The sequence below is a fragment of the Octadecabacter arcticus 238 genome, assembly GCF_000155735.2.
Classification (GTDB): Bacteria; Pseudomonadota; Alphaproteobacteria; order Rhodobacterales; family Rhodobacteraceae; genus Octadecabacter; species Octadecabacter arcticus.
Window position 1 is genome coordinate 2,032,349 of record NC_020908.1, and the last position, 15,016, is coordinate 2,047,364.

At 55.9% G+C, this 15,016-nt stretch carries 14 protein-coding genes and 1 pseudogene; 11 read left to right on the plus strand and 4 right to left on the minus strand.

Features of this window, described 5'->3' with window-relative positions; genetic code table 11:
- Positions 1-113 precede the first annotated feature (113 nt).
- The 11 genes from OA238_RS10580 to phoB all read left to right on the plus strand — a co-directional run bounded on the left by OA238_RS10580 (position 114) and on the right by phoB (position 10,448).
- Positions 114-1,025: a YicC/YloC family endoribonuclease gene (locus OA238_RS10580; RefSeq protein WP_144055881.1), complete on the plus strand. Its 912-nt coding sequence runs from the start codon at positions 114-116 to the stop codon at positions 1,023-1,025.
- A 4-nt stretch (positions 1,026-1,029) separates the two neighbouring features.
- Positions 1,030-1,683 carry a guanylate kinase gene (gene gmk, locus OA238_RS10585; RefSeq protein ID WP_015495166.1) on the plus strand — a complete coding sequence of 218 codons (654 nt, stop codon included), beginning with the start codon at positions 1,030-1,032 and terminating at the stop codon, positions 1,681-1,683.
- The gene (locus OA238_RS10590; RefSeq protein WP_015495167.1) at positions 1,683-2,204 is read left to right on the plus strand and encodes a gamma carbonic anhydrase family protein; all 522 of its coding nucleotides are present in this window, start codon (positions 1,683-1,685) and stop codon (positions 2,202-2,204) included. Before gmk ends, OA238_RS10590 begins: the two co-directional genes overlap by 1 nt.
- Positions 2,201-3,382 (plus strand): trans-sulfuration enzyme family protein, encoded by a 1,182-nt coding sequence (locus OA238_RS10595; protein WP_015495168.1) that lies wholly within the window; start codon positions 2,201-2,203, stop codon positions 3,380-3,382. Before OA238_RS10590 ends, OA238_RS10595 begins: the two co-directional genes overlap by 4 nt.
- Before the next feature lie 3 nt (positions 3,383-3,385).
- On the plus strand, positions 3,386-4,459 hold the full coding sequence (locus OA238_RS10600; RefSeq protein WP_015495169.1) for a sensor histidine kinase: 1,074 nt from the start codon (positions 3,386-3,388) through the stop codon (positions 4,457-4,459).
- A 136-nt stretch (positions 4,460-4,595) separates the two neighbouring features.
- Entirely contained in the window at positions 4,596-5,627 is a 1,032-nt protein-coding gene (locus OA238_RS10605; protein WP_015495170.1) for a substrate-binding domain-containing protein, read from the plus strand.
- Between the two features lie 95 nt (positions 5,628-5,722).
- A complete protein-coding gene (gene pstC / locus OA238_RS10610) occupies positions 5,723-6,943 on the plus strand; it encodes a phosphate ABC transporter permease subunit PstC (protein ID WP_420806494.1) in 1,221 nt (406 codons plus the stop codon).
- The gene (gene pstA, locus OA238_RS10615) at positions 6,940-8,253 is read left to right on the plus strand and encodes a phosphate ABC transporter permease PstA (RefSeq protein ID WP_015495172.1); all 1,314 of its coding nucleotides are present in this window, start codon (positions 6,940-6,942) and stop codon (positions 8,251-8,253) included. The genes pstC and pstA overlap by 4 nt, the downstream gene beginning before the upstream one ends.
- A 22-nt stretch (positions 8,254-8,275) precedes the next feature.
- Positions 8,276-9,037, plus strand: a complete 762-nt coding sequence (gene pstB / locus OA238_RS10620) for a phosphate ABC transporter ATP-binding protein PstB (protein ID WP_015495173.1) — start codon at positions 8,276-8,278, stop codon at positions 9,035-9,037.
- A gap of 21 nt (positions 9,038-9,058) precedes the next feature.
- The gene (gene phoU / locus OA238_RS10625) at positions 9,059-9,763 is read left to right on the plus strand and encodes a phosphate signaling complex protein PhoU (protein ID WP_015495174.1); all 705 of its coding nucleotides are present in this window, start codon (positions 9,059-9,061) and stop codon (positions 9,761-9,763) included.
- 1 nt (position 9,764) lies between these two features.
- Positions 9,765-10,448 carry a phosphate regulon transcriptional regulator PhoB gene (gene phoB, locus OA238_RS10630; protein WP_015495175.1) on the plus strand — a complete coding sequence of 228 codons (684 nt, stop codon included), beginning with the start codon at positions 9,765-9,767 and terminating at the stop codon, positions 10,446-10,448.
- A 9-nt stretch (positions 10,449-10,457) separates the two neighbouring features.
- Here the strand turns inward: phoB and OA238_RS10635 are convergent, their stop codons facing one another.
- From OA238_RS10635 to OA238_RS10650, 4 genes and pseudogenes are all read right to left on the minus strand, one after another.
- Positions 10,458-11,273, minus strand: a complete 816-nt coding sequence (locus tag OA238_RS10635; protein ID WP_015495176.1) for an ABC transporter permease — start codon at positions 11,271-11,273, stop codon at positions 10,458-10,460.
- Positions 11,270-11,950, minus strand: a pseudogene (locus tag OA238_RS33675) (ABC transporter permease subunit); the annotation flags it as partial. The gene OA238_RS10635 and the pseudogene OA238_RS33675, both read right to left, overlap by 4 nt.
- A 688-nt stretch (positions 11,951-12,638) precedes the next feature.
- On the minus strand, positions 12,639-13,775 hold the full coding sequence (locus tag OA238_RS10645) for an ABC transporter ATP-binding protein (protein ID WP_015495178.1): 1,137 nt from the start codon (positions 13,773-13,775) through the stop codon (positions 12,639-12,641).
- A 54-nt stretch (positions 13,776-13,829) separates the two neighbouring features.
- Positions 13,830-14,918, minus strand: coding sequence for a polyamine ABC transporter substrate-binding protein (locus tag OA238_RS10650; RefSeq protein WP_015495179.1), 1,089 nt, complete (start codon positions 14,916-14,918; stop codon positions 13,830-13,832).
- Positions 14,919-15,016: the final 98 nt, after the last annotated feature.

Genomic DNA, 15,016 nt, shown 5'->3' on the forward strand with positions numbered 1-15,016 from the left:
GGTTAACGACTTATCAGCTTGCTGGGGCCACCTCGATTGGGGCGGGGCTTGTGCCCTTGCTCTGGATCGGGCTTTGGCTTTAGGTGCTAGCATACCACAATGGGAGCCGTGCAGTGATCCGATCCATGACAGCCTTTGCCAGTCAGCAAGGAAGCGCCGACGCAGTGACAGGCGGCGAAACAGGCGACACGTCTTGGACATGGGAGGTGCGCAGCGTCAATGGACGCGGACTGGATGTGAAGCTGCGCTTGCCCGACGGCACACCGGGGCTTGAGGCGGTGGTGCGCGGTTGCGTTGGCAGTTACGCCACCAGAGGCAATGTCACGATTGGTTTGCGCCTGAACCGCGCGCAGATGGACGGTGCGCTGCAGATTGATCCCGCACGTATGGACATGAGCCTTTCGGCATTAGACACCGTACAGGAACGCGCCCTTGAAAAGGGCGTAACATTGGGCCAGCCCACGTCGGCTGATGTTTTGGCGCAGCGCGGTGTGTTGGTGGCTGCGCAGGTTGAAAATAGTGCAGAATTTCTTGACCCGCTGACCGCTGATTTGCACGTGGCGTTGTGTGCGCTAAAAGCAATGCGTGAGGCCGAAGGTGCAGCGCTTCTGACTGTTCTAACAGATCAAATCGACCAGATTGCGGACCTTACGGCACAAGCAGTCATCGCCGCCAAAGCCCGCATCGATGTAACCAAATCAAACATGGCCGCAGCACTTGCGCGGGTGATCGACGATGCGACAGGTGCAGATCCATACCGCGTGGCGCAGGAATTGGCGCTGATCACGGTGAAGGCCGACATCACAGAAGAAATCGACCGGCTTGGGGCGCACGTCAAAGCGGCGCGTGATTTGTTGGCGAACGGCGGGCCGGTTGGCCGCAAGCTCGACTTTCTGACGCAGGAATTCAACCGTGAGGCCAACACCCTGTGCGCCAAAGCCCAAGACGTGGCCCTGACCCAAATCGGCCTTGCGCTGAAGGCGGTCATCGACCAAATGCGCGAACAAGTTCAAAACGTGGAGTAAATTGATGGATCGCCAAAACAAGAACAGACGCGGCCTCCTTGTGATCCTGTCATCGCCATCAGGCGCGGGGAAATCATTTCATTCCAGAATTTTACGCGACTGGGACCCGTCGATCCGGTTTTCAGTGTCCGCCACGACGCGCCCACCGCGCATAGGTGAAGAAGATGGTGTCGACTACCATTTCGTGAGCCGTGAAGAATTTAAAGACATGGCTGCCGAAGGCGAAATGCTTGAGCACGCGGAGGTGTTTGACAATCTATATGGCTCCCCCAAAGCGCCCGTTAAGGCGGCGATGGGCGCGGGGCAAGACACGTTGTTTGATATCGACTGGCAAGGTGGCCAGCAGATCCGAAATTCATCCCTTGGCAATGACGTGGTGTCGATCTTCTTACTACCGCCCTCCATGGCGGTGCTTGAGGGGCGTTTGCGGTCCCGTGGGCAGGACAGCGAAGCAGTTATTGCGAACCGAATGGCGAAATCGCTGGACGAGGTGAGCCATTGGGCGGAATACGACTATGTGTTGGTCAATGATGACGCACAAGCCTGCGCCGAAAAGCTGAAAGCGATCTTGACTGCCGAACGTGCACGCCGCGAACGCCAGATCAGCCTCAATGATTTTGTGCGCCAGTTGCAGACTGAATACGAGGATCAAGAGTAATGTTATATGAATTAGACGGTGTATCGCCCGATATTGATGGGGGCGCGTGGATCGCACCCGGGTGCCATCTGATCGGCAAAGTCTGCGTGATGGAACTGGCGTCGATCTGGTTCGGTACGACGTTGCGCGGCGACAACGAACGCATCACCATCGGGACCGGCAGCAACGTGCAGGAAAACTGTGTGTTGCATACTGATATGGGCTTTCCGCTCAATGTCGGCGCCAATTGTACTATCGGCCATAAGGCGATGCTGCACGGCTGTACAATCGGAAATAACACGCTGATTGGCATGGGTGCGACGGTTCTGAATGGTGCGGTGATTGGTGATAATTGCCTGATCGGGGCAGGGGCGTTGATCACCGAAGGCAAAGTTATTCCAGCGGGATCACTCGTTATGGGAATCGGCAAAATCGTGCGCGAGCTAGACGCGGCGGCTGTCCAAAGCCTGACTGCGTCGGCCCTGCATTACCAAGAAAACGCCGCGCGATTCCGCGCCGGATTAAAAGAGGTTTCGCTATGACTGAAACGCCTAAATCGCTTGTCCGTCGGCCCAAATGGCCGACATCAACATCGCGCCCTGTGGTGACGCCGTTGCAGCCGTCCGTCGTCTACGCATCCCCCGATCCTGACGCGTTGGATGCGCAATACAATGATGCGTCCGGTTTCACCTATGCCCGCGAAGGCCACCCCAATGCTTCCGTACTGGCGCAAAAAATCGACGGACTTGAAGGCATGTCTGGCGGTATTATTACCGGATCAGGCATGTCGGCCATCGGTGCGGTATTTCTGGGCGTGTTGCAGGCGGGCGATCATGTGATCGGCGCGGATCAGCTTTATGGGCGCACATTGCGCCTGATGGCGGACGATTTGCCAAAATTCGGGGTGCAGACATCGCTGGCGGACCCGACGGACGCAGCCGCCATCGCCGCCGCGATCCGGCCAAACACCAAGATGATCGTGGTTGAGGTTGTATCAAACCCGACGATCCGCATCGCCGACATGGATGGTATCGCCAAGCTGTGCAAGGATCGCGGTATTCTGTTGATGGTCGACAATACGTTTACCACGCCGCGCGGCTATCAACCGTTTGATCATGGCGCGGATATCGTGATCCACAGCGTGACCAAACTGCTGGCGGGGCATTCAGATGCGACGTTGGGATACGTCGTGGCCAAAGACGCCGCACTGATGGAAAAGATCAATATCGCCAATGTCACATGGGGTCTGACACCGAGCCCGTTTGACTGCTGGCTTGCCGAACGCGGGTTGCAATCGTTTGATCTGCGCTATGATCGCGCCGAGGCGACGGCGATTGAACTGTCCGCAGCGCTGGCTGGATTGCCCGGCGTCACCCGCGTGCTGCACCCCAGCCGCCCTGATCATCCCGACCACAACCGCGCGGCACAGGTTCTGGGAAACCGCCCCGGCAATATGATGTCATTTGAAGTCGCGGGCGGGCGCAAAGCTGCCAACGCGCTGACCCGCGCCGCACCCGATCTGCCCTTTGCGCCAACATTGGGCGATGTGGGAACGACGCTCAGCCATCCCGCGTCATCGTCCCACCGCGCCCTCACCGAACAGGGGCGCGCCGCCCTTGGTATATCCGAGGGGTTCTTTCGCGTGTCTGTCGGTCTCGAGGACCCAGCCTTGCTGATCGCCGAACTGACCGACGCAATTGCCCAGAGCCAAAAAGCCTAATCCATGTCCGACATTCGCGCCCTTATAATGGCCCTGCCGCATCCGGTGATTTTGATCGATGCGGCAGAGCGGATCAGTGCCACGAATGCGCCTGCCAAACACCTGATCGGGATGGCGTCGGACGGGTTGCCCTATATCACGGCCCTGCGCCAACCGGCCCTGATCGACGCGGTCGAAGCGACGCTGCAAGACGCCAAACTTCGCGTCGTGCGATACCTCGGCAATGACGGCGCGCGCGATACGACATGGACCGTGACAGTCACCGCCGCAAAGCTGACGGATGGGGCGACAGTTGTGTTGTCGTTTCAGGATATGACAGCCGTGGAAGACGCCAATGATATGCGGCGCGATTTTGTCGCCAATGTCAGCCACGAATTGCGCACGCCGCTGACGTCGCTGTTGGGGTTCATCGAAACCCTGCGCGGTCCGGCCAGCGAAGATCGTGCGGCGCAAACACGGTTTCTGGGGATCATGGAACAAGAAGCGGAACGGATGCACAATCTGGTCGAGGACCTGATGTCATTAAACCGTGTTGAGGGTCAGGCACGCATCAAGCCGACGCTGCAGACAAATCTGTGTGGGCTGATTGATGATGTTTTAGCGGCGATGAAGCCACGCGCGGATGCGGCGGGTGTCACGCTGATCTCTGAGCAGCCCAGCGGTGCGGTCTCAATCTTGGCGGATCGCGAACAGATGTGGCAGGTGATCGCCAATCTTGTGGAGAACGCGGTGAAATACGGCACGAAAAGTGGCTCTGTCGGGGGCGTCGTTACGGTGCGGCTCTGCGCCCCAACACATGAACCTGCCTTGCTGCAAACGGGTGTACGGCTCAGTGTTATTGATCAAGGTGATGGCATTGCGGCGCACCATATTGCGCGACTCACCCATCGGTTTTACCGCGTTGATTCCCACCGTAGTCGCGAAGTTGGTGGCACAGGTCTGGGGCTTGCGATTGTGAAGCACATTATCAATCGCCATCGCGGTCGGTTGCGTATTTCCAGTGTCGTGGGTCAAGGCACTGAATTCACCGCCTTTTTACCAGCATCTACGGAGAAGGCAACGGAGTCGTCCAGCTGAATAAATCGGACAGTTTTCGCGACTGTCATATTACTTTTACATAACTGTCACAAAAGCGTTTTGAACGCGGCCTATTCGGGCGTCCAAGACCTCCCGATCCGCGAGGGGTCAGAGATGACACATGTAGGAGACACAAATGTCTGTTCTCAAATTGACCGTTTCAACGCTGGCGATCACCGCCATGTCCGCAACCGTCGCCGCTGCCCGCGACAACGTCCAGATCGCTGGATCGTCCACTGTTCTGCCATATGCAGCCATCGTCGCTGAATTTTTTGGCGAAAACACCGATTTCCCAACCCCTGTCGTTGAATCCGGCGGATCGTCCGCTGGTCTGAAACGCTTCTGTGAAGGTGTCGGCGAAAACACAATCGACATCGCCAATGCGTCACGCGCTATCAAAGACAGCGAAATCGCGATCTGCGCCGAAAATGGCGTCACCGATATTGTCGAAGTGCGCATCGGCTATGACGGTATCGTCTTTGCGTCTGACATCAACGGCAACTCGTTCGCATTCACACCATCTGACTGGTACACAGCACTAGCCGCTGAAATGCCGATGGACGGCGCAATGGTCGCCAACCTGAACACCGATTGGTCGCAGGTCAATGCTGATTTCGCCGACCAACCGATCGTGTCGTTCATTCCGGGCACCAAGCACGGCACCCGCGAAGTGTTTGAGGAAAAAGTGCTTTTGCAGGGCTGTGAAGACACCGGCGCAATGGCTGCAATGATCGAGATGGGCATGGACGAAGACACAGCAGAGGGCGCGTGCATGGCTGTGCGCACCGATGGTCTGTCCGTCGATATCGATGGCGATTACACCGAAACACTGGCCCGCATCGAAGCTGACACAAACGGTATCGGCGTTTTCGGACTGTCGTTTTATGAAAACAACACCGACAAGTTGCAGGTTGCGACCATGTCCGATGTGGTCCCAACGACGCAATCCATCTCGACCGGTGAATACCCTGTGTCACGCCCGCTCTATTTCTACATCAAAGCGGCGCATGTCGGTGTCATCCCTGGCTTGAAGGAATTCGCATCGTTCTTTGTGGCCGATGAACTCGCTGGACCGAGCGGACCATTGGCTGACTATGGCCTCGTGTCTGACCCGGAATTGGCAGACACCCAAGCAGCGGTGGCAAATGTCACGCTGATGGGACAATAAGACATACCAACTTTGTGGGGGCGCGTTATGTGCCCCCGCAAACCTTTTAAAAACGGGTTCACTGCTGAACCAAAAGCCTGATCGGACCAGTTGTGCTGCCTCTTACCGTTCCCTTCTTTGTGACCATCGGCCTTGCGATTGTCGGCTATCTGCTGGCCCGTCGCCGCGCCTTGTCAGTTGCATCTGGCGACATTCGTGTCCTGAACGCCTTGCCGCACCAACACGGGCTAAACACCGCGCTCTCCACGCTGTTGCCGCCCCTTGCGGTCATGCTGACCTGGGCCTTGGCTGTGCGCATAGGCGCAAGCCGTGATCTGGTTCTGGCACCGCAAAATCCGGCATTTACCTATATCGCGTTGATTGGCCTTTCTGTCACAGGCTTCGTACTGTCGCTGCTGCGCATCAGCCGTGATTTTCGCGCTCGCAACGCTTCTGAACGCTGGATTATGGCGCTGCTCATCTTCGCCTCCACGATTGCGATCCTGACGACTGTGGGCATCGTGATGTCGATGGTGACGGAAACATATAGCTTCTTTGGTCAATATGACTGGCGCGATTTCTTCTTTTCGACCACGTGGTCACCAAACTTTCGCGGCGGCTCCGATTTGGGGATTATCCCGCTGATTTGGGGCACGCTTTACATCAGTTTTATCGCACTGGTCCTTGCTGTGCCTGTGGGCCTTTTCGCCGCTGTCTATCTGTCGGAATACGCATCACCACGCATGCGATCAATCACTAAGCCATTGATAGAAGTCCTCGCGGGAATTCCGACAATTGTGTACGGATTGTTCGCGCTGGTGACGGTCGGGCCACTGTTGCGCGATTATTTCGCGGCGCCGATGGGTCTGGGCCAAAGCGCGTCGTCGGTGATGACTGCAGGATTGGTCATGGGGATCATGTTGATCCCGTTTGTGTCGTCCTTGTCGGACGATATCATCAACGCCGTGCCGCAAGCGATGCGCGACGGCTCCCTTGGCCTTGGTGCGACAAAGTCGGAAACCATCCGTCAGGTGGTGGTACCCGCCGCGCTGCCCGGGATCGTCGGCGCGGTGTTGCTGGCCGCCTCGCGCGCGATCGGCGAAACCATGATTGTTGTGCTTGGGGCAGGGGCCGCCGCGCGCCTCTCGCTGAACCCGTTTGAGGCGATGACCACCGTAACCGTCAAAATCGTCAGCCAGTTAACTGGTGATACCGACTTTGCATCGCCCGAAACACTGGTGGCGTTTGCATTGGGCCTGACGCTGTTTGTCATCACACTTGGGCTGAACGTCATCGCATTGTTCATCGTGCGCAAATATCGGGAGCAATACGAATGAGCGCTTCAAAACACGGCTCCCTGTTGCAAACTGACACGCACACCAAAAAGCGCAACGCGGCCGAAAAGCGGTTCCGGATGTATGGCCTGTCCGCCATCGGGATCGCATTGATCGCATTGGTCATTCTGCTGGTGTCGATCATTGGCAACGGCGCGTCATCGTTCCGCCAGACCTATCTCAGCTTTCCGGTCACCATCAACGCGGCCGAAATCGAGGCCGCTGAATCGGCGCTGCTCAAAACCGCTGCCTATAACAAGATCATCCAGACCAGCCTGCTGACCTATCTGACCGAAAACGACCTGCTGCAAGACATACCCGAAGCCGACGCATTCGGAATGATTTCGGATGAGGCTGGGGCCACATTCCGCCGCTTTATCCTTGCCGATCCAGAGGCCGCGGGTACGACGTTCCAGCTCAATCTGCTCGCCAACGGGCGCATTGACGGGTATTTCAAAGGCCGCGTCACGGCGCAAACTGCCTTGCTGGATCAGAACGTGACACCCGCACAACTGGTCTTGGCGGATCGGTTGGCGGACCAAGGCGCGCTGGTCAAACGGTTCAACTGGGCGTTTTTCACCAACCCCGACGCGTCCGATCAACGCCCCGAAGCGGCGGGCCTTGGTGTGGCGATTTTGGGATCGCTTTACATGATGGCGGTGGTGTTGTGTCTGGCTCTGCCGATTGGAGTGGCGGCGTCGATCTACCTCGAAGAATTTGCGCGCAAAAGTTGGATTACAGATGTGATCGAAGTGAATATCGCCAACCTCGCCGCCGTGCCATCCATCGTTTATGGCATCCTTGGTCTGGCGATTTTCATCAACTTTGCAGAACTGAACCAATCCTCCCCATTGGTGGGCGGGCTTGTGCTGACACTGATGACATTGCCGACTATCATCATTTCAACACGCGCCTCGCTTAAATCCATCCCGCCAAGCATTCGAGATGCCGCCCTCGGTGTCGGTGCGTCCAAGATGCAATCGGTGTTTCATCATGTCCTGCCACTTGCAGCGCCGGGCATCCTGACAGGCACGATCATCGGGTTGGCGCAAGCGCTTGGCGAAACCGCACCACTGTTGTTGATCGGCATGGTCGCGTTCGTGAAAGAATACCCGGCCGCGTGGTCGCCAGATGCGGGACTGTTCGGGGAAGCATCGACAGCGTTGCCCGTGCAGGTGTTCAACTGGACCCAACGCAGCGATCCGGCATTCGTGGAACGCGCATCCGGTGCGATCATCACATTGCTGATATTCCTGCTTATCATGAACGCGCTCGCCATATTCCTGCGTAAGAAATTTGAACGTCGCTGGTAGCGATATGGAAGGATCAAACCCCATGACCAATATCAAAATCTCTGCCAAAGGCGTGCAGGTCTATTACGGCGACAATCATGCCATCAAGGACGTGGATGTGCAGATCGAGGACAAGACCGTGACCGCGTTTATCGGTCCGTCGGGCTGTGGCAAATCTACGTTTTTGCGGTGTTTGAACCGGATGAACGACACCATTGATATCTGCCGCGTGCAGGGCGACATCCGCATTGATAATGAGGATATTTACGATCCCGCCGTCGATTCTGTGCAGTTGCGCGCCAAGGTGGGGATGGTGTTTCAAAAGCCTAACCCTTTTCCGAAATCGATCTATGATAACGTCGCCTATGGCCCGAAAATCCACGGTCTGGCGCGCAACAAGGCCGATTTGGATGAGATCGTTGAAAAGTCCCTGCGCAAGGCTGCGTTGTGGACCGAAGCCAAGGATCGTCTTGACGCGCCCGGAACCGGATTATCGGGCGGGCAACAACAGCGCCTGTGTATCGCGCGCGCAATTGCCACGGCGCCTGAAATCTTGCTGATGGACGAACCGTGCAGTGCCCTTGACCCGATTGCGACAGCGCAGGTCGAAGAACTGATCGATGAATTGCGCCAGAGCTACAGCGTCGTCATTGTCACCCATTCGATGCAACAGGCCGCACGGGTCAGCCAGAAAACCGCCTTCTTCCACTTGGGCAACCTTGTGGAATACGGTGTGACGGACAAAATTTTTACCAATCCCGAAGACCCGCGCACGGAAAGCTACATTTCCGGCCGGATCGGATAAATCAAGGGTAAGGAGAGCACCATGAGCGAACATATTTCATCGGCCTATGACCGCGATCTGGAAAGCATCCAGACGCTGATCGTCAAAATGGGCGGCTTGGTTGAACACGCCATTCTGGAAGCCGCGCAAAGCCTTGAGGCCCGCGATATTGAACGGGCGGATATCACGCGCAAGGCTGACAAAGTGATTGACGCATTGGAAGAGCAGATCAACGAAGAAGCCGCGCGGGTCATTGCGCTGCGCGCGCCAGTGAGCAAAGATTTGCGCGCCTTGTTGTCTGTCCTGAAACTTGCATCAAGTCTGGAACGCGTCGGGGATTACGCGAAAAACATGGCCAAACGCACACCGATCCTTGCCGAAATGGCACCGATTTCGGGGGCGGATGCAGCCCTGCGCCGCATGTCAAAAGAGGTGCAATCGATGCTGCGCGACGCGCTGGATGCCTACGTACGCAAAGACGTCGAACTGGCGGAAAACGTGCGGCAACGTGATCTGGAAGTGGATCAGATGTACAACGCGCTGTTCCGTGAATTCCTGACCTTCATGATGGAAGATCCGCGCAATATTTCAGCCTGTATGCACATGCATTTCATCGCCAAGAACGTTGAACGCATGGGCGATCTGGTGACCAATATGGCCGAACAGGTGATTTATATGGTCAGCGGCGTGATGCCAGAAGAAGACCGCCCAAAAATGGGCAGCACCGTAACGGTGCAAGACATTTAGAATGACCCAGCCCCACGTCCTTGTCATCGAAGACGAACCCGCACAGCGCGAAGTGCTGAGTTATAATCTGAACGCCGAAGGCTACCGCGTCACCACGGCCGAAAACGGTGAGCAGGGGTTGTTGGTGGTCGCTGAAGACGCGCCCGATGTCATCGTGCTGGATTGGATGTTGCCGCATGTGTCAGGGATTGAGATTTGCCGCCAACTCAAGACCCGCAACGATACCCGCACTATTCCAATCATCATGCTGTCGGCAAGATCTGAAGAGGTCGACAAAGTGCGCGGGCTGGAAACCGGCGCAGATGACTATGTTGTTAAACCCTACGCGGTCGCTGAATTAATGGCCCGTGTGCGCACGCAGTTGCGCCGCGTTCGGCCATCAAAAGTCGGGCAAGTCCTGACGTTTGGCGACATCGAACTGGACGCTGACACGCACCGTGTGACGCGCAGTGATGTTGAACTAAAACTCGGCCCAACGGAATTTCGCCTGCTTGCGACTTTCATGGAGAAAGCAGGTCGCGTGCTCAGCCGTGAACAATTGCTCGATCGGGTCTGGGGGCGCGATATTTACGTCGATACGCGCACGGTTGATGTCCACGTTGGCCGTCTGCGTAAAGTGTTGACGCAAAATGGCGGCGATGATCCGCTGCGCACCGTGCGCGGTGCGGGTTACGCGCTGGGATAACGCCCGTCGCTAGCCCTGTTCGGCTTTGCGTTCATCCGCCTTCGCCTTGATTGTTGCCCCGCGCGATATCAGGGATGCGGTGATAACACCGACCGTCACGATCAAAATCATAATCGTGCTCAGCGCGTTAATTTCCGGCGTGACGCCCAAGCGCACGGCACTGAATATCTTGATCGGTAGGGTCGTAGATGACGGTCCAGACGTGAATGTCGCGATCACCAGATCGTCCAATGACAGGGTGAACGCCAACAGCCAGCCAGACACCACAGCCGGCATGATAATCGGCAGCGTTACGGACCGAAACGCATCAAACGGCGTGCATCCCAGATCAAATGCGGCCTCTTCCAAGGATTTGTCGAAAGTGACCAGACGCGACGTCACCACGACAGACACATAACACATGGCAAACGTAGTGTGCGCCAACACGATCGTCAGGATGCCACGGTTGACGTCAATGGCGATAAAAAACAGCAAGAGCGACAGACCGGTGATGACTTCGGGCATGACCAGCGGCGCGTAGATCATGCCTGAAAACAGGCCACGCCCACGGAAACGCCCCGCACGCACCATGATGTAGGCGGCCATTGTGCCAAGGATCGTCGCAAGCGTCGAAGACCAGAACGCGACCTTGATTGTCACCCAGGCGGCGTCAAGAAACGCGTCATTCTGGAACAGCTCCCCGTACCACTGGGTCGAAAATCCAGCCCAGACCGTGACAAGGCGGCTTTCGTTGAAACTGTAGATGATCAGAATCAACATCGGCAGATACAGGAACGCGAACCCGAATGTCAGCGACGTGGCATTGAACCATGAAAAACGTCTCATCCGTCCATCTCCCGCTCGTTCTGCTGATTGCGCTGGAACAGCACGATGGGGATGATCAGGATCAGCAACAGGATCACGGCGACCGATGATGCGACGGGCCAGTCGCGGTTGTTAAAGAATTCTTCCCACAACACTTTGCCGATCATGATCGAATTGGATCCACCGAGCAGGGACGGGATCACAAATTCACCAAGGGTCGGGATGAAGACCAGAAAACAGCCCGCTATCACGCCAGGTTTGGACAGCGGTGCGGTGATCAGCCAAAATGCGGAAAACGTCGAACAGCCGAGGTCTTCGGCAGCTTCCACCAGCGAATCGTCCATCCGTTCAAGGGCGGCGTAAATCGGCAACACCATGAACGGCAAATAGGTGTACACGATGCCGATATAGACTGCGATATTGGTGTTCAAGATCGTGAGAGGTTCGCCAATCACCCCGATGCCAAGCAGGAACTGGTTCAGGTAGCCTTCGGTGCTGAGGATGCCGATCCACGCATAGACGCGGATCAGGAATGACGTCCAGAACGGCAGGATCACCAGCATCAGCAATGTGGGCCGCCAATGTTCCGCGGCGCGCGCCATGGCATATGCGATGGGATAACCAATCAACAAGGTAAAGAACGTTGAGATCAGAGCGATTTTCAGCGACGATAAATAGGCGGCGAAATACAGAAAGTCCGGAATATCAACGAAGGCTCGCAGCACCGGAAACAGCAACGCCAGCACCGCAACGATAAGCGCAACATTGACCAGAGCCACCGCCAAAGTGGTCAATGCAGCGGCCGCACTATCAAACACGCCATATCGTGCATCCGGAATAAGGGCTTTGCGCACCCTCGGATAGACAATCTGAAACATTATGATCGACATCACGATAACAGCGAAGCTGGCGAACACCGCACCGGCCCCGATGAAGGCGTAATTTTCCAGATCAAGTCCGAACAGCATCGTCCAAAAGCCGTCTTTCAGGGTTGGCACATAGGGCGGAATGGCCAGCGCGATGTCAGAAAACGAGATTTTCAACACGATGCCAAACGGCACCAAAAAGAACACCAGCAGCCAAACATATGGGGTCGATATCATGGATTGGCGCGCAACAACCGCCTTGAGGCCAAGCGGCAATGATCTGAAACCAACGATAATGAGCGCTATGATCGGCAGATTGATCACAATCAAAGCGATGAATTTGAACCACCAGATCGCAACGTCGAACCAGCCATCACCGAGCATCGTGAACGGGCGAGACCCGCCAACGGCATCTGACCACCGCGCAAGCGGGATGAACGTTTCCAGATAGAAAACGCCAGCCAAAACCATGAACAATCCTAGGACGATTAGTGAACCCATGACCCTGCTGTTCATCGTGCTATTCCGTCAACACGACACCAGCGGTGTCTGTCCAGCTCAGGTACACTTCGTCTTCCCAAGTATATGTGCGCCGCGACAGGCGGCGAGTGTTCGTGGCTTGGGCTTTGAAAATCACACCTGCCGCAATCTCAACATGATAGGTCGAAATATTGCCAAGGTAGGCAATGTCGATGATCTTGCCCTTCATGACATTCACCGCGTCTGGTTTTTCCGCCGAAATCGAAACCTTCTCGGGCCGGATCGCGAAATGACACGCGGTGCGCGCTGAAAGGGGGCTGTTTGTTGTCACGTGAATGGCAGGCTGGTTGTCGTCCCAATGCACATCCATGCCGCCGTCCGTAAGCGATGATTTGCCCGCAATCAGGTTCACATCTCCGATGAAGTCCGCCACATAAGTCGTTGTCGGCGCTTCATAAATTTGATCCGGCGTGGCGACTTGTGCCAATTGCCCGTCCACCATCACTGCGACGCGCGAGGCCACTGTCATGGCTTCTTCTTGGTCATGGGTCACGATCACAAATGTCGTGCCGGTGCTTTCTTGGATATCCATCAGTTCAAACTGCGTCTCATTGCGCAGTTTCTTGTCGAGCGCGCCAAGCGGTTCATCAAGCAGCAGCAATTTTGGCGCTTTGGCAAGTGAACGTGCGAGAGCTACGCGCTGGCGCTGACCACCGGAAATCTGGTGCGGTTTGCGTTTTGCGAACTTGTCCAGTTGCGTCAGTTTAAGCATCTTTTCAACGCGGTCGCCAATTTGGTCTCTCGGCATATCGGATCGTTTCAATCCGAACGCGATGTTTTCCCAGACCGTCAAATGCGGAAACAGCGCGTAAGATTGGAACATCATATTCACCGGCCGTTCGTTTGGCGGGACCGGGACGATGTCGACGCCGTCTAGAAATATCCGGCCTTCGGTCGGTGTTTCAAATCCACCCAGCATCCGCATCAACGTGGTCTTGCCACAGCCCGACGGCCCCAACAGCGCAAAAAATTCTTGCGCGTAAATATCGAGGGTCAGGTTGTCGATCGCGGTGAAATCGCCAAATCGTTTGGTGACATTTTTGAACTGGATCAGTGGCTTTTGCGCCGGATCATCCCACGGTGCAAAGATCACATTCGGATTAGGTTGTGCCATCATTCGTTCCCAAATAAAGAACCCCCCGCGCCCGAAATGGCGCGAGGGATCAGAGGCTTATTGGCCAGACTTAATTGTAGTCCATAGACGTGTCACGACCCGCTGCACACGCGCATCATAGGGCGTCGTCGTGTAAAGGTTTTCAAGCGTCGCGGCATCTGGATAGATCGCCGTATCACCAATCACGTCTTCCACAAGGAATTCCTGCGAAGCTTCGTTGCCGTTGGCGTAATAGACGTAGTTGGACGCCGCGGCCATGTTCTGTGCATCCATGATGAAGTTCAAGAATGTGTGCGCAGCTTCGACGTTTGGCGCGTCCACTGGAATTACCATTTGGTCAAACCACATCAGGGCCCCTTCGGTTGGTGCGTTGTAGGCGATCTCAACCCCGTTATCCGCTTCATACGCACGGTCACGCGCCTGCAAGATGTCGCCGGACCAGCCAAACGCCACACAGATATCACCGTTGGCTAAGCCGTTGATGTATTCAGACGAGTGGAATTTCTGAATATACGGGCGCACAGCCGCCAGAACAGGCTCTGCCAGTGCGATCACGTCGGGGTCTTGGCTGTCGGGGTCTTCGCCGATGTATTGCAAGGCCGCTGGGATCATTTCAGCAGGGGCATCAAGGAAATGCACGCCACACTCTGCCAGTTTTTCCATGTTGGCGGGGTCAAACACCAAGGCAAGACTGTCAACCGGTGCGTCTTCGCCCAACAGTTCGGTCACTTTGCCAACATTCACACCAAGGCCTGTCGTGCCCCACATGTAGTTGATCGAATAGGCATTTCCCGGGTCATATTGCGCTGTACGTTCTTTGATGACGTCCCACAGGTTGACCGCATTGGGCAGCTTGGATTGGTCGAGTTCCTGAAATGCACCAGCAGTAATCTGGCGCTGCATAAATGTGCCCGACGGCACAACGACATCATAGCCTGATCCACCGGAAAGCATTTTGGTTTCAAGCACTTCGTTGGAATCAAACACATCATAGATGAGGTCAATTCCGGTTTCGTCTTCAAACTTTTGCAGCAGCTCTTCGTCGATATAATCGGACCAGTTGTAGACCCGAACTTCATCGGCTGACACAGCACTTGCCGCAAGGGCGAGTGCGATAACGCCCGAAAGCTTTGATAAGTTGTTCATGATTTTTCCCTGTCGTTTGAATGGCGGGTTGTCCCGTCCGTGATCGTGACTATGGATAGCGTCGACGGGATATGCAATATGGACCTATCGACAAGCGC

What these genes read in the sequence shown, in the direction of transcription:
- gmk (WP_015495166.1), top strand. Translation starts at nt 1,030, where the DNA reads ATGGATCGCCAAAACAAGAACAGACGCGGCCTCCTTGTGATCCTGTCA.
- OA238_RS10590 (WP_015495167.1), top strand. Translation starts at nt 1,683, where the DNA reads ATGTTATATGAATTAGACGGTGTATCGCCCGATATTGATGGGGGCGCG.
- OA238_RS10595 (WP_015495168.1), top strand. Translation starts at nt 2,201, where the DNA reads ATGACTGAAACGCCTAAATCGCTTGTCCGTCGGCCCAAATGGCCGACA.
- OA238_RS10600 (WP_015495169.1), top strand. Translation starts at nt 3,386, where the DNA reads ATGTCCGACATTCGCGCCCTTATAATGGCCCTGCCGCATCCGGTGATT.
- OA238_RS10605 (WP_015495170.1), top strand. Translation starts at nt 4,596, where the DNA reads ATGTCTGTTCTCAAATTGACCGTTTCAACGCTGGCGATCACCGCCATG.
- pstA (WP_015495172.1), top strand. Translation starts at nt 6,940, where the DNA reads ATGAGCGCTTCAAAACACGGCTCCCTGTTGCAAACTGACACGCACACC.
- pstB (WP_015495173.1), top strand. Translation starts at nt 8,276, where the DNA reads ATGACCAATATCAAAATCTCTGCCAAAGGCGTGCAGGTCTATTACGGC.
- phoU (WP_015495174.1), top strand. Translation starts at nt 9,059, where the DNA reads ATGAGCGAACATATTTCATCGGCCTATGACCGCGATCTGGAAAGCATC.
- phoB (WP_015495175.1), top strand. Translation starts at nt 9,765, where the DNA reads ATGACCCAGCCCCACGTCCTTGTCATCGAAGACGAACCCGCACAGCGC.
- OA238_RS10635 (WP_015495176.1), bottom strand. Translation starts at nt 11,273, where the DNA reads ATGAGACGTTTTTCATGGTTCAATGCCACGTCGCTGACATTCGGGTTC.
- OA238_RS10645 (WP_015495178.1), bottom strand. Translation starts at nt 13,775, where the DNA reads ATGATGGCACAACCTAATCCGAATGTGATCTTTGCACCGTGGGATGAT.
- OA238_RS10650 (WP_015495179.1), bottom strand. Translation starts at nt 14,918, where the DNA reads ATGAACAACTTATCAAAGCTTTCGGGCGTTATCGCACTCGCCCTTGCG.